16 protein-coding genes are annotated in these 14,736 nt (G+C 46.8%); 1 reads left to right on the top strand and 15 read right to left on the bottom strand.

Going from position 1 to position 14,736, the window contains the following annotated elements; genetic code table 11:
* Positions 1-17 precede the first annotated feature (17 nt).
* The 14 genes from ACKA06_RS13260 to ACKA06_RS13195 all read right to left on the bottom strand — a co-directional run bounded on the left by ACKA06_RS13260 (position 18) and on the right by ACKA06_RS13195 (position 12,666).
* Positions 18-407 carry a hypothetical protein gene (locus tag ACKA06_RS13260; protein WP_411159866.1) on the bottom strand — a complete coding sequence of 130 codons (390 nt, stop codon included), beginning with the start codon at positions 405-407 and terminating at the stop codon, positions 18-20.
* Positions 408-665: 258 nt separating this feature from the next.
* Entirely contained in the window at positions 666-977 is a 312-nt protein-coding gene (locus tag ACKA06_RS13255) for a hypothetical protein (RefSeq protein WP_411159865.1), read from the bottom strand.
* Between the two features lie 421 nt (positions 978-1,398).
* On the bottom strand, positions 1,399-1,833 hold the full coding sequence (fabZ, locus tag ACKA06_RS13250; RefSeq protein WP_411159864.1) for a 3-hydroxyacyl-ACP dehydratase FabZ: 435 nt from the start codon (positions 1,831-1,833) through the stop codon (positions 1,399-1,401).
* 136 nt (positions 1,834-1,969) lie between these two features.
* Positions 1,970-2,245: a DNA-directed RNA polymerase subunit beta gene (locus ACKA06_RS13245; RefSeq protein WP_411159863.1), complete on the bottom strand. Its 276-nt coding sequence runs from the start codon at positions 2,243-2,245 to the stop codon at positions 1,970-1,972.
* Positions 2,246-2,260: 15 nt separating this feature from the next.
* Positions 2,261-3,103, bottom strand: a complete 843-nt coding sequence (locus tag ACKA06_RS13240; RefSeq protein ID WP_411159862.1) for a flagellar hook-basal body protein — start codon at positions 3,101-3,103, stop codon at positions 2,261-2,263.
* A gap of 57 nt (positions 3,104-3,160) precedes the next feature.
* Complete coding sequence (locus ACKA06_RS13235; protein WP_214872326.1) at positions 3,161-4,000, bottom strand: flagellar hook-basal body protein; 840 nt, start codon at positions 3,998-4,000, stop codon at positions 3,161-3,163.
* A 94-nt stretch (positions 4,001-4,094) separates the two neighbouring features.
* The gene (mreB, locus tag ACKA06_RS13230; RefSeq protein ID WP_411159861.1) at positions 4,095-5,114 is read right to left on the bottom strand and encodes a rod shape-determining protein; all 1,020 of its coding nucleotides are present in this window, start codon (positions 5,112-5,114) and stop codon (positions 4,095-4,097) included.
* Between the two features lie 648 nt (positions 5,115-5,762).
* Complete coding sequence (gene spoIIID, locus ACKA06_RS13225) at positions 5,763-6,023, bottom strand: sporulation transcriptional regulator SpoIIID (RefSeq protein ID WP_411159860.1); 261 nt, start codon at positions 6,021-6,023, stop codon at positions 5,763-5,765.
* Positions 6,024-6,602: 579 nt separating this feature from the next.
* Positions 6,603-7,271: a 3'-5' exonuclease gene (locus ACKA06_RS13220; RefSeq protein ID WP_411159859.1), complete on the bottom strand. Its 669-nt coding sequence runs from the start codon at positions 7,269-7,271 to the stop codon at positions 6,603-6,605.
* Between the two features lie 7 nt (positions 7,272-7,278).
* On the bottom strand, positions 7,279-9,165 hold the full coding sequence (locus tag ACKA06_RS13215) for a DUF294 nucleotidyltransferase-like domain-containing protein (RefSeq protein WP_411159858.1): 1,887 nt from the start codon (positions 9,163-9,165) through the stop codon (positions 7,279-7,281).
* On the bottom strand, positions 9,146-10,813 hold the full coding sequence (locus ACKA06_RS13210; protein ID WP_032086907.1) for a sodium:solute symporter family protein: 1,668 nt from the start codon (positions 10,811-10,813) through the stop codon (positions 9,146-9,148). The genes ACKA06_RS13215 and ACKA06_RS13210 overlap by 20 nt, the downstream gene beginning before the upstream one ends.
* A gap of 146 nt (positions 10,814-10,959) precedes the next feature.
* On the bottom strand, positions 10,960-11,262 hold the full coding sequence (locus ACKA06_RS13205; protein ID WP_032086908.1) for a DUF4212 domain-containing protein: 303 nt from the start codon (positions 11,260-11,262) through the stop codon (positions 10,960-10,962).
* Between the two features lie 16 nt (positions 11,263-11,278).
* Positions 11,279-11,461, bottom strand: a complete 183-nt coding sequence (locus ACKA06_RS13200) for a hypothetical protein (RefSeq protein ID WP_058299424.1) — start codon at positions 11,459-11,461, stop codon at positions 11,279-11,281.
* Between the two features lie 296 nt (positions 11,462-11,757).
* Positions 11,758-12,666 carry a M23 family metallopeptidase gene (locus ACKA06_RS13195; RefSeq protein ID WP_058299425.1) on the bottom strand — a complete coding sequence of 303 codons (909 nt, stop codon included), beginning with the start codon at positions 12,664-12,666 and terminating at the stop codon, positions 11,758-11,760.
* 234 nt (positions 12,667-12,900) lie between these two features.
* Here ACKA06_RS13195 and ACKA06_RS13190 point away from each other — a divergent pair, with 234 nt between their 5' ends.
* A complete protein-coding gene (locus tag ACKA06_RS13190) occupies positions 12,901-13,332 on the top strand; it encodes a VanZ family protein (protein WP_318293601.1) in 432 nt (143 codons plus the stop codon).
* Between the two features lie 266 nt (positions 13,333-13,598).
* Here the strand turns inward: ACKA06_RS13190 and spoIID are convergent, their stop codons facing one another.
* The gene (gene spoIID / locus ACKA06_RS13185; protein WP_411159857.1) at positions 13,599-14,612 is read right to left on the bottom strand and encodes a stage II sporulation protein D; all 1,014 of its coding nucleotides are present in this window, start codon (positions 14,610-14,612) and stop codon (positions 13,599-13,601) included.
* Between the last annotated feature and the right edge of the window lie 124 nt (positions 14,613-14,736).

The following is a 14,736-nucleotide window of genomic DNA, read 5'->3' as shown; positions in this document are numbered from 1 at the left end:
CGGCCCTTGAGAATAACTTAGTTTTTTTTTGAAGAGTTCTCTAACTTCTCCAAAAGAAATCTTGCTTCTGCTTTACAGGAAAAGTCATAATCCGTCCCTTGACCTTGCTGAAGTTCTTCAATTTCTTTTATTTGGTCCTCGGTTGGTGTTTCAGAAAGTACTTTTTCAATCGTCTGATTGATTTTTAAAGCTAAATCCTGATGAAATTCAGGGTCGTTTTTTATTTCCTCATCTAGGCTTTTATACCATGAAGCATTTTCAGTTATGTATGATCGCCAGTCTTTAATAAAATCTTCTATATCGAATTTGTCTTCTTCCCATTGAATCGAAGCCATGTAGTGTTCAAATGATGTCTTTATAGAACGGGTTATACTTATTTTTGTACCCGATGGTAAATTTTTTAACATGAAGTAAAGTACCCCCTAACTTGGTAAACAATTCTTATTAATGTTACTATACCATAACAGTATTTTTATAAATAGATGATGCACATCTGTAAAATATGGTAATAAAAGAATATGTTTACTTTTTGCTTTGCTTATATTTAAATTTTACAATATTACGTAAAGACACGCAATTTTAACCTACATCAACCTTTATCTTATTCATTATAACAAAATAATAAAAAACAGAGACAGTCCGAACCATCTCTGCTTTTAAAGGTATTACTCGTCCTTATTATCCTTATCATTCATATCGATGTCATCTTCAATAGCATCTTCTTCAGGTGTGTTGTTGTCCTTTGTTGCATCTTTGTCATTCGGCGTGTTCTTATCTTCTGACTCAGGGTAGTTCTCGTCGTTCATATCGTTGTCATTCATGTCGTTATCATCGATATCGCCATCTTCGTCGACGTTCCCGTTGTCTTCGACATTATTGTCTTCTGGAGGAGGCTCCTGGTCGTTTGCGTTACACCCGACTAACAGCATAGCTGCAAGTGCTGATCCGCTTAGGATTGAGAGTAATTTTTTGCTCATGATGTTGGCTCCTTTCTGTTGTTGGTTGTTTTTGTGTAAGACCGCGGTATGTGGTCTTTCGTGGTTAGCTTTCCCTGAAGTTTGGTTTTTTTGCATGGATTTTTGGATTTGTTTGTGGGATTTTTGTGGTTGGGGTTGTTACTTTCGGGATGTAGTCATATATAGGGCTGTTAATACCGCTTTTGATTTCCGTGGAAGACTTCGCTTTCCGCGGGCAGCTTGTGAGCCTCCTCGGCTTCGCCTGCGGGGTCTCACATTAGCTACTTTTCCCGCAGGAGTCTTCGTCTTCCACTCCAATCAACGCTGGGTCCGGTTAAAAAATTGGGATAGTTACAAACCAACCAACTTGAAGTGATTATAGAAACAATAAAAACCAGCCCTTCTGTGATTCAAAAATCACATCAGAACTGGTTCCATCCATTTATTCTTCTTTAGCTCCAAGTGCGAACATCATTTCGAGTTCGCATGCGACTTCGCCGTCTACTGTGGCTAGGCCTTTTCCTTTGCCGATTGCTCCTTTGAAGCGGATCATTTCGACTTCGAGTTTGAGCTGGTCGCCTGGTTTGACCTGGCGTTTGAAACGACATTTGTCGATGCCTGTGAAGAATGCGAGGCGGCCGCGGTTGTCTTCTTTTTTAAGCATGGCAACCGCTCCGACTTGTGCAAGTGCCTCCACAATGAGAACGCCTGGCATGACCGGGTAATCAGGGAAGTGCCCGTTGAAGAACTCTTCATTGGCGGTTACATTTTTAATACCGACCGCTTTCTTGCCTTCTTCGACCTCTGTGATCCGGTCCACGAGCAAGAATGGATAACGGTGAGGGATGATGTCTTTGATTTCGTTGATATCAAGCATTGATTATGTACCTCCTGTTATATACAACCTTCCTTCATTGTACATAAATCACGGGAAGAATGGAATAGCAGCCCCGAATAGAAGACATAAGGCCCGTCCCTCACTGCGTTAAAGCGCTGAGGGACGGGCCTTCTCTTTATTTTTTCACGACGATGTCAATGATATGCTGCCAGGTTTCTTTTTTGAAGACGTCAGCCGGGTTGCCGTCACCGATGACGCCGTATCCGACCATCGCCCCAAGTGCAAGACTGGCAGCAAGAAGGACGATGACGAGAACGATCCGCAGCCAGATCGGAAGCATACGCACGCGTACCCATCGCTGCGGTTTTGCTTCTTCCTTTTGCTTCACCTTTTTCTCGGCTTTTATTGTTTCCCTTGTTTTCGCTTCTTGTACCAGTTCTTTTTCACTCATAGCTTAAGACTCCTTTTAGCGTATACCATTAACGAGACCCATCATCTGGTCGGCAAGCGAGATTGAACGCGCCTGGAACTGATAGGATCGTTGAACATTCAGCATATCGGTCATTTCTTTTCCTATATCCACGTTTGAGGCTTCAAGAGAATTCTGAACCATGGAAATACCCGCTCTCTCTCCGCCTGTCACATTGGTGAGCACCTCATCCATATCGACGTCGAGCCCGGCCATATTCTCGGGAAGACCTACTAAGTTACTTCCATATTGACTGAGAAACTGAGGTTTTTCAATGGAAACTATTCCTAAATTCACTTGCTCCTGCTGTCCGTTCCGCCCGGAAATCGTGAGAACCCCGTTGTCTCCCAAATCAAACTGTGAAGCATCCTCAGAAAACGTTATGTAATTATCGTTCTCATCCAAGACAGGCTGGCCGGCAGCATTCACCAGCATCGACTCACCGTTCCCCACCGGACTGACGAAGAACGCACCGTCCCTTGTATAACGCACGGCGTTCGTGTCACCTTCTTGAGCCAGCACCTTGAAATAGTGTCTTTCATTCGTCAACGCAAAATCCAGTGAGCGTCCAGTGGATCTGAGCGACCCCTGTGACAGGATAAGCTGGGCCTGTCCCAGCTTTGCACCGACGCCTGACCGGATCCCGAATGGAGTGAGCCTGCCTGTCTCATCTTTGGTTCTTTCCTGATTTCGGACGTTCTGCACCATCATTTCGGAAAATGAAGCTTCTCGGCGTTTGTAGCCGTTCGTCTCTGCGTTCGACAAATTATGACCGATCATATCCATTTGTTTCTGCAATTGTCCCAGCGTATTCGTCGCTGTGATCATGGTCCGGTTCATGTCAATTCCCCTTTATTATAAGGTATTTCACGTGAATTTTCTATTTCAAAAGGATGACTATCCGTTTACCCGGCCTATTTCATTTGCTGCCTTTTCCATGCTGCGGTCGTAAGCCTGAAGTACTTTCTGGTTCGCCTCGAACGAACGGTAAGCGGTCATCATGTCGGTCATTGTACGGGATGCGTCAACGTTCGAGCGTTCAAGGAACCCCTGCTTTGTTGAAAAAATGACGCCTTCTGCTTCAAATGCGTTTGGAAGAGCAGCATTGCCTTCTGTTGCAAACAGACCGTCTCCCTGCTTGATCATAGTGTTTGGATTTTCGGAAAAACCGATGCCCAATCGAGCGACCTCTGCTTCGTCGACAAGGATTTCCCCGTTATCACCAATCTTGAAATCATCCGATTGAAGCTGAATCCTGTTGCCATTTTCATCGAGCACAAAAAAGCCGCTGTTCGTTGTCAAAAAGCCGTTCCCGTTCACCGTCAGATTTCCGTTGCGTGTGTAATGGGGACCCTCTGCGCCTTCCACAGTCAAAAACACAGATCCTTGAACCCCTGTATCCCCATCAATCGGCATCGTCCCGTTTATAAGGGCAATATCAGCATTCCGGCCTGTTTCCTGAAGGTCACCCTGCAAAAAGTTCGGGGTCGTCTCCTGCATATAGACGCCTGTATTCAATTTGCCGACCTTCTGGTTAAAAGGAATTGACAATCCCTTCTCTGTCGCAACCTGAGCCGAGTCTAAACGCTCCAACAGCATTTCCGGAAAAGCGCGCATCGAAGCCTGGTCAGCCTTGTAACCGGGAGTATTGGCATTCGCCATATTATTGGTCAGCATTTCTGTTTTTCGCTGCTGGGCAAGCATACCGGTTGCAGCACTATAAAAACCTCGAAACATACTTCCACCTCTTTACGATTTCACTCTTCCATCCTGTTATCGGATAATCTGGATCGACTTTAACTATAATTTTGTCAGTTCCAAAAAGTTCCTGTCAGCCGATTTTTCTGCGGGCAATTTTATCAATGTTCTCAAGCATCATGCCAGTGCCGACTGCCACACAGTCCATCGGATTTTCCGCTTTAAAGACAGGTACCTTCAATTCCTCTGCAAGAAGCTGATCCATACCGTGCAATAAAGCACCGCCGCCAGTGATGATAACACCTCGGTCGATAATATCCGCTGAAAGCTCAGGCGGAGTCTTTTCAAGAACATTTTTAGCCGCCTGCACAATGACAGCGACTGATTCCTTAAGTGCTCCTTCAATCTCCTTGGAAGTAACCGTAATCGTACGCGGAAGGCCTGAAACCATATCACGTCCACGGATGTCCATTTCACTCTGCACTCCTTCCCCGTCCTCGCGATTGTCGGAGAAAACTGTACCAATATTGATCTTAATGTCTTCCGCCGTACGCTCACCGATCAGAAGCTTGTACTCTTTTTTAATATAGTTCAGGATTTCATGGTCAAATTTATCCCCGGCCATCTTGATCGACTGTGCCGTCACGATGTCTCCCATTGAAAGGACCGCAACATCCGTCGTGCCGCCGCCGATATCGACAACCATGTTACCTGTTGGATTGAAGATATCCATGCCTGCACCGATCGCAGCCACCTTAGGCTCTTCCTCAAGATAAATTTTCTTGCCGCCGCTCTTCTCGGCCGCTTCCCTGATCGCCTTCTGCTCAACACTTGTGATATTCGTCGGGCAGCAGATGAGGATCCTAGGCTTTGATAAAAAGCCTTTAACATTCAGCTTGTTAATGAAATGCTTCAGCATCGCTTCCGTTACATCGAAATCCGCGATGACACCATCCTTTAACGGACGAATCGCCACGATGTTCCCCGGAGTACGCCCAACCATGCGGCGTGCCTCTTCTCCTACCGCCAATACTTTATTTGTATTCTTATCAAGCGCCACAACCGATGGCTCATTCAGAACGATCCCTTTTCCCTTAACATGAATCAGGACATTCGCCGTCCCAAGGTCAATACCGATATCTTTCGCAAACATTTCGTGTTACTCCCTTCTACGATTCCAGTCATTTATATGTGCAGTTAATTTGTTGTATGTAATTACGTTTTAACGATAAGGTAAAACTTTCACCCAATATATTATTTTACCACAAATATGTCGAAAGTACGTATTCTTTGTCAAAAAAATGTATTAATATTGTTATTTATTTGAAAAAGGATGTTGGTTTGGTGTTTTTTGTTACAGGGAGGTTAAAACGGGTGTGGGCAGCTGTATACCGCAGTTGATTTCCGTGGAAGGCTTCGCTTTCCGCGGGTAGCTTGTGAGCCTCCTAAATCCTTATCGAGGCAGTTACTGTCTAGCTGCAGGGCTTAGAGGCACATGTCATAAGCAAAACCGACCAAGAAGGCAAAGAACGCCTTCGTGGCCGATTCGTCTTATGCCACACGCCTCTGAACAAAGCCCTTCCGCTTTTCGGTTAGGAATCTTCGTCCTGCACTCCAATCAACTGCTGGAGATGGTTGCAACCCGTTATTCCCACTACACCAACCCCCAGCCAACTTCCGATTGGTGACTGAGCGCTCGGTCAAAGATCTTCTAACTAAAAAGCGGTGCCAGGCACCGGCTTTTCCACCACAAAATAAAAACACACCAAGCGCAACGATTGCGTAGCTTGGCGTATTTTGGTCAGCTGTGGAGCTCTTCTTTTTTGTACTTTTGTTTGGTGGCTTCACCGCCTCGCAGATGTCGGATTGATTTATGATAATCAAGTATCGTTTTGACTTCGTTTGCTAGTTCTGGATTAATCTCTGGCAGGCGTTCTGTTAGATCCTTGTGAACAGTACTTTTGGACACGCCAAACTCCTTCGCAATGACACGAACGGTTTTCCTCGTCTCCACGATATACTTTCCAATCTTGATTGTTCTCTCTTTGATGTAATCGTGCACACCACTCGACCTCCCTGAATTGGATGTGAGAAGTGTGAAATGAGACTCGCTGGATCAATAATGAAATAGTATAGACCGCAATCTGCGGCAGAAAGCTTTATTTACTGCTTGGCTTCCTGATCTTGCAGCGTATGGACAAATTCCCCGGCTCTGTGGAAGTAGTAGGTTGAAACGATTCCTCACCTCAAACACTCTCTATTTTGATAGGTTTGTTTCATTTTATTAGCCGAGGTCCCCATATATGCACAAAAAAGACAATAAGGACAAGGTTTGGCGGGAATTTTCTGATAAATAAATCAGGCATATGTTCTTTCGCTGGCTGCAGATCCGGGTATCAGGTAATATTTGCAGCCGTTTACACCTGGTACAAGCATGGCGATATGTACCTGGTCCACAGAGGTGAATTTGTACCATGTACATTCGCCAATCCGCCAATTCGACCGGTGCTTCCCCCTGGTGTCTGGCTTAATCTGGTTAAGACGAGCCAGGCTCAGATCACCCATATTGAGCCTGGCTCAAAACCCCTGAATTGAGCCAGGCACCAACATCAACACAAAGACCCCACAAAAAAATAACGGGTCAAGGGACCTGTCCCCCCGACCCGCTTACTCTCAGCAGCTCTCCCCATGTATCGATTTTTCGGTCGTTAAGCAGTTCGAGGAGTTCGACGAATAGATAGGCGGTGGTGAGTGCGTCGTTGACGGCGCGGTGCCTCGGGTACATGCGGGTGCCGAAGATTTGCGCGTATCGCTCGAGATCCCGCATGTCATAAGATGGGGCCAGGTATCCGATGAGGTTCAGTGTATCGATGCTTGGGGGCATTTTCAGGCTGTACCCTGTTCGCTTCAGTTCACTCCTAAGCACAAGCTCATCAAAGCTGACGTAGTGACCAGCAAGGCAATCCGCTTTATTTTCGCCCAGGAAATCAAAGAAAGCTGAGATTGCCTCAAAGGCTGACGGCGCTTGTTCGACATCATTCGCCGTGATTCCAGTCAATTCGGCTATTTCCCGAGAAATAAGTCGATTGGGATTTGAAAATGTTTGAAAGGTTAATTTTTCTTTAACGGTTTTCCCCTCCACCAGGACTGCCCCGATTTCAAGGAGACGGTCTTCGGCGTTGACACGGAATCCGGTCGTTTCAGTGTCGAACACAATGAAGGTCATTTCCCGGATCGGCTTGTTCAGCGGGACCGTATCGTAGACAAGAGGACAGGTGAGTTTCTTTTTAGAAAAAATGAATGGAGTCACTTCCCTTCTATGACAATGAGTAATGGGAGAGCATCATGTTCTGGAATTCCCGTATCGTCTTCACGCTATAGTAGAGACTTTCCTTCTCCCTCGTTGTAAGGGTGGAGAGCTGTACCGTATCGCCTTTCTTATTTCGCTTCATCTCCATATAGAGTTTCATTACTTCTTCGAATGCTTCCTTTAAGTCTTCGCCAAAACCGGGGGTTATCGAGCCTTTCTTAACCAGGAACGCTATCTTCTCCAATGTGGAGCCGGCCAGATTCCCATGCGAAAGATTCAAGATTTGAAGGGCGTGATGGAATGGGAAAAGCATTTCTTTCTTCAGTGAGAATTCCTTCCGCTGCAACCCAAGCAGGGACCGGATCGATGAGTGCAGGACCGGGACAGGCTTTGTCTTCTCGACCTGGGCCATCCTTGCCAGCAGGATCTTCGAATTCCTCAGTTGCCGCTCCAGGGCGTCCTCAAATGCCTTTTGAACCTGCCCATCTCCGTCGATCACCCTGAAAGAAAAGAAGTTCTGCGCCTTCAACAAGGTGTCCTCAGAAGACCGGACTGACCAGCGCCTGACTCGTTCTTCCCACTGGTTCACGCTGCCTCTCCAGGCGGACTCGGAGGACATCATATGCCCGTCACATCGCCTCAGCCCGGCTTCCTCCAATTTTTCCACCACCCGTTCTGAAAAACTTCTGAAATAGTCATCAAAACGACCGCCTTCTTTTTCATATACCAGGAAATGATCCTGATCCGTCATCATGAACTGCTCTCTTCTTCCCGCAGATCCCATCACATAAAAGGCATAGCTGCAGGGCTTCGCATTTCCTTCTTCCAACAGCTCCTCTTCCGTTTCTTTCAAGACCCTCTTATACAGCCTGTCAAGGAGACCTGATATGACATCCAATATGTGAAAGACCGGGGCGTGTGCCTTCCATAACTGATGGAAGATGGATTCGATGGCAGTATCTATTTTAGTGAGAGGGAAAGTTCGATCTTCAAGCTTATGAGCACTCGTTAAAGTCCCGATATGATTAGCCTTCATCACATCGTAGAGGGTGACGATCCCTACCAGCTTTCCTTTTGCGGTGACGGGGAGGTGCTTGATTGAATGATCCAGCATCTTCCCAAGCGCTTCGTATAGATATTCCTCCTGATCAATTACGACCGGCCGTGCTGTCATGCCTTCCTTCACCTTTCCGGCAAGGGGGATGTTCCCCGCTATGTATCGGGTGACGATATCCCTCTCGGTCAATATGCCGGCAACCCCGCTGTGATCAAGTACAACAACCGAACTGACCCGATATGTCCCCATGATATGCGCCGCTTCCTGGACCGTGGCATCACTGTTCACGGTCCTGACGTTATCAATCATGATTTCTTTCACTCTTTTTAAAATCGTCGAACGTTCCTGAAGCCCGTACGATACCCCGACCCTTTCCGATAGAGAGTAATAGATATCCTGGAGCCGCCGGGACGTTTCAGTTAATAAAAATTCCTGTAAATGAGGTTCTTTCCAGTATTCCTTCAATCCACTGTAAGGGACGAGGCAAAGCTGGCTCTCTTCCTTGGCTCTCACTTCCACAGACGCGTAGACCCCTTCATCGACTTCTTCTTTTTCCATAAAAGAATAGAGCGAGGAAAGACCGACGATACCGCCTTCCGATATGACTTCCAGTACTTCCTCGGTATCCTTCTTAACCACGACTTCTGCTTCCCCTTCAATGACAAGGTAGAGACCCGTACGATTTTCCTCGCTTTTCAGGATGGTCTCGTCCCTTGCCGCGGTCACTTTTTTACATCGTGAAAAAAGGGAAAGAGCTGTACCGCGCTCCATCCCCTTGAAGAAGGGATGAAGCAGTACAGCTTCTTTAAAGGTATGATCAGGCTTTGAAGTTGACATCATCGTCCACCCAAACGTCCCCGTTTTTGAATGTCATTTGCTCAGGATAACGAAGGTTCGTCACTTCATCCTGATATTTTTGATCAGGCGCCTTCGTCATCAATGAGACGACGATATTCGCAATGAATCCGGCTGCTGCACCGAATACGCCTGCCCCTGTATCAATGATGCCGAACACATTGACTCCTGCCCTTGCCATGAATATATACGTGAGTGTGACGCCAAGTCCGACCAGGAGGCCGGCAATGACCCCTGGTGCGTTGGAACGCTTCCACCAGACTCCGAGTATGAGAGCCGGGAAGAAGGTTCCAGAGGCGAGAGCGAAGGCCCACGCAACGATCTGGGTGATGACTCCCGGAGGATTCAGTGCCACCAGACCTGCAGCAAGTGTTGCGATGACGATTGTCCATCGGGCTACGGCCAGACGGTTCTTTTCCGTCGCATTCGGCTTGAATACGCGGTAGTAAATATCGTGTGCGAATGAAGACGATATGGCGATCATTAATCCGCCGGCAGTCGATAATGCCGCTGCCATCGCACCTGCTGCGACTAGACCTATGACAAACACGCCGAGGTTTGCGATTTCTGGCGTCGCCATGACGACGATATCGTTCGAGATGACGATCTCCTTCCATTGGAGGATGCCGTCAGCATTCGCATCCGCTACCTGCAGCTTTCCTGTATCCACCCAGGAAGCCGTCCAGGCAGGCAGTTCACTGATTTTACTCCCTGCGACCTTTGTCATTAAAATGAAGCGGGAGAACGCGGCATATGCAGGCGCTGACAGATAAAGAAGTCCGATGAAAAGAAGTGCCCATGCCCCCGACCAGCGGGCCGCTTTCATCGTGGAAACCGTATAGAAACGGACGATGACGTGCGGAAGACCCGCCGTCCCGGCCATCAACGTAAACATAAGTGCTAGGAACTGCCACTTCGTCCCGTTCGTGAACGGAGCAAAGTATTCCGAGACCCCGAGCTCGCGGTCAAGCTCCCCGATTTTCCCGACGAGTTCACCGTATGAAATCCATGGAGCCGGATTCCCCGTGATCTGCAGGGACATGAAAATGATCGGAATCAAATACGCAATGATCAACACGATATATTGTGCAACCTGAGTCCATGTGATCCCTTTCATACCGCCGAATGCAGAATAAAAGGCGATCAGTACGACCCCAATCAGCGTTCCGACTTTGGCGTCGATTTCAAAAAGGCGTCCGATGACAACCCCGGAACCGGAAAGCTGTCCGATTGAATAGGTGAAACTGATGATGATTGTACAGAGGGCCGCAATGACGCGGGCCGTATGACTGTTATAACGGTCACCGATGAACTCTGGCACCGTATAGCGCCCGTATTTGCGGAGCTGCGGTGCAAGCAGGAAGGTCAGCAGTAAGTAACCGCCTGTCCAACCCATGATATAGGCAAGGCCATCATAGCCGAGGATCATGACCGTACCGGCAAGCCCGATGAATGAAGCCGCACTCATCCAGTCCGCGCCGATCGCCATCCCGTTGAAGACAGGCGGCACCCCGCGGCCGGCAACATAGAAATCTGATGTCGCCTTTGCTTTATTGTAAACCGCTATCCCGATATACAATGCAAATGTTGCAAGAATAATAGCCGTTGACACGATAAACTGTACATCCATTAACCGATTTCCCCCTTTAGTCTGCTGTTCTTTCTCTATTACCCTGTATCGTTTTTAAGCAGGCTTCAGTCCGGCCATTTTTCGCCGGCCATGGCTGGTCCACTTTACAGCTGCTCCTTTTCCAGGGCTGTTTTTCTAAATGACGATCAATGATCAAGTGTCTTCCCGTAACTCACCTGCTCATTCTTGCTTTCATCGATACCATATTTACGGTCGATGCGGTCGGCCACGACGGCATTCACATAAAGAAGGATGATAAAGATCAATATCGAGCCTTGTGCCCCCATGAAATAATGGAACGGAAACCCGTTGATAGAGAAAGATGATAGACTTTCCGCGAAGAATACCATGACAAACGAACTGATGAACCAGATAACAAGGTATAAGGCCATATAACGATTTTTCTCTTTGAAATACTGATCCGCTTTCGCACGGTCAATCTTCTTCATATAAATCCCCCTTTTTTTATCTGAGACTGAAGATAAACTTCACTGTTTCAAAAAACGGCATTGGAACTAGAGCGATCTGAACAATAAAATAAATAAACATGGATAAGAACGGCAGGACTAAAAATACGGCCCTTTTTTTCTTTATGGCAAACACGATGCTGGCTCCTGTGACCAGGAGTAACGCGATGAAAAAAAGCAAACTTTCACCTCCTGTTATGTAACCGCTGTCATAATTATTCGACTTTTCTGAAATTTATTCGTGCCCTCATTATCTTTTATGTGGAAAAGCTTTTTCAATAACTAAATTCCGACAAATAAGCTATCGCCGGAGGGGACTATTTTATAACTATAAGGATTTTCTCAAAAATATTGCGATGAATGGTCAATTACGTGAATCCGATATTCTACTAACATAATATAAAGGTGTCGAACCTGGTCGAAACTTTTTTATAAACACTAAAAAACCGGCCGGCTCCATGCCGGTCGGTCCGTTTATTATTCTTGGTCTTCCTGAGTTGTGTCAGCGTTTGATTCAGCGTCTTCATCTTGTGCATCTGCATTGGACTCACTGTCCTTCTGCTCAGCATCGGATGGGTCTGCTTTTTCGTCGGCACCTTCAGCGCCTTCTTCAGCTTTAGCTTCATCTTGTGCAGCAGCGTCTTCTTTTACTGCATCTTCCTGAGCGGCTTCGGCTTCAGGCTGATCGCCGGAAACTTTCTGCTCATCAAGCTTTGCTTCTTGAAGAGTGGCAAGAGACTTATTGAAATAGTTGATTGGATTGACAGCTACACTGTCTTTGCGGATTTCAAAGTGTACGTGTACACCCGCATCTTCATTGAATAAAGATTTTCCTGCTTTTGCAATCGCTTGACCTTGATCCACGACATCCCCGACAGCTACTTCAAAATCCTTGACTGATTGGTAACGAGTGACGATACCCTTGCTGTGTTCGATTTCAATTGTGTTGCCCAGTAATGAATCTTCCTGAACCTTTGTGACAGTTCCACTCATGGCAGCCAGTACGTCGAATTCTTTTCCATCCTTCGAGATATCGATCCCTTGGTTAGGATAGTACATATTGCCGTACACGACTAAAGCGGCTTCCTGTTCTTCGGCAGAAGCTTCAGCATCGTAGAAGTTTTTTTCGATGACTGTGTCTTCCGGACTTGAAACAGGCATTACGAAGTTTTCCAGTGAACGATTGACTTCTTCTGCAGGCTGATTGAACTCGTTATCAGTAGGAACATCATAGCTGTAATCCTCGGCCTTTTCGTCATCATTCCCTGCCTGGTACCACAGGATTCCTGTGATAATGATTGCTGCACTTGCCAGATAGATTGCTGGGTATGCCCAACGTCTTTTCAAAAATTTTGGAGAAGTGTATTTCTTTTCTTCCTCTCTCATTTTCATCACCTCAGCAATCATTCTGAACAGAATTCTGAAAATATATACGCATGTCCAAAAAAATTTTTAATTCTTATCTTTCGACAAAGTGAAATGAATTATGTACAGAATCACAAACTTTTTTCGGGAATCTTCATAGAACTGCAATATTTAGCCGTCAGGTGAACCGTTTTCACATGATACAATGAGGAAGTATTTTTTTACAATTAACGTAAAATGAAAGGACGATAGACTGTGAAAACACTGCTAAAATCCGCCCTTACAGCTGCGCCTTTTCTATATATGATGCTGGTGTGGGTCATGTCCAGCAACCCCGATGACACGGTCATCCGCTTTCCTGACAGCGGATGGGACCGGTTCATCAAGGAATCACTCCACCTCATCGAATTCGCGATCCTGTACGGATTATTCGTACTCGCACTGCTCGCACATGGCATGCTCGGCTACACCATAAACTTCACTGTCGCACTGATTGCAATCTTTTATGGGTTCGTCGACGAAATCCATCAATCATTCGTACCATACAGGTCGGCGACGATGATCGATGCTGCAAAGGACTTGATCGGAGTGACCGCCCTGTTCTGGATCGTGAACCGGACTTACTTCAGGAATTCGGGGCATGGGCTGACGAGATATATGAAGAGGGTTGAAGGGTATTTTAATTAAAAAAAGATGGATTCTCCCGGGAGGGAGGAATCCATCTTTTTTTGGTTTTGGTTGGTTTGTTGGTTGGGGCGTGTACCTGGTACATGGGAGTTAATCGAGACTGGTTCAGGACCATTGATTTGAGCCTGGCTCAACATACCCTTTCGATGCCAGGCTTAATATCCCTATCCCTGCCCGGTGCCTGGCACATATCAGGCTTCCTGTGCCAGGAACAAATCCGCCATCTGTGCCTGGCACCACGAAATCAAACTCCAGCGCGCCCACACCTACCGCTGGGCCGTCACCTTCTGCAGCAGCTTCTCCGATGTCGTGATCTCCACTCCCTTATAATAGTGGGTCACGATCTCTTTATAGTCCTTCCCTTCCTTCGCCATGCCATTGGCGCCGTACTGGCTCATACCGACCCCGTGGCCGTAGCCTTTGGTCGAGATGACGATGTGGCTGTCTTTCAGGTACCAGGAGAAGTCAGAGGATTTAAGGCCGAGCTTATCCCTTATTTCACGCCCGGTGAATGACGTACCGTTGATATCGACATTTGCAACCCGCTTACCTTCCGTACGCAAGGTAATTGTGCCGACCGTTCCGTCCTCCGGAAGTTTCACACCGAGTTTCTGTTCAAATTCCGTTATGGGGACGATTTTTTGATCCGTAAAAACTGGAGACTTTTCGTCCCATGGGCTCTTCACGCTCCTGAGGTATGGGATTTCATTTTGCCAGTAGGCTTCTGAGTTTTCCGTGTAACCATTGCTCGTCGAGAAGAACGCCGCGAAGATCGGCTTCCCGTTATATGTGAGGACCTGGCCCTTCGTTTCGAGGACCGCTTCCGATATCTTTTCAAGCTTCCACTCTGCATCCGCACCCCAAAGGCTAGCAAGTTCGGATGGATTTTTGAAGACTTGATCGTTAATCGTATCGGTGACATCCGCTCCTTTAGGAAGGGACGAGTCTCCAGACATCATTTTATTTACGATGAATGTCCTTGCTGCAAGCGCTTGTGCTTTCAGTGCTTCCTTTTCAAAATCTGCAGGCATTTCACCAGCAAGCACCCCTACTACATACTGCTCAAGCGGCAGCTTTTCAATCACTTCCTTGCCCGAGCGGTAGACCGCCACTTCGACTGAATCGGCGAGTTCGCTGATTCCGGGGCCGGCCTCCAGTTTCTCATTCAGGTTGGTCTTTTCTTTGTCCGATGAAAACGGAAGCACAAGCAGAGTGGGTACGATAAAGATGATGCAAATGAAGATTGAGAAGACGATCAGTACTGGTTTTAAATGCGTCATGTTCGCTGCCTCCAATGAAAGATTAAATAGGAGAGTGTCCTTTTCACACTTCTCCATTCCTTTTCATATGTATGGTAGTGGACAAGCTTTTATGATTGAAAATTGTTTTGGAGGGATGGAGATT

Source organism: Rossellomorea oryzaecorticis (genome assembly GCF_045897515.1).
Lineage (GTDB): Bacteria > Bacillota > Bacilli > Bacillales > Bacillaceae_B > Rossellomorea > Rossellomorea enclensis.
Note: the sequence above shows the minus strand (reverse complement) of the source record. Positions and strands in the feature narration are given on the sequence as shown.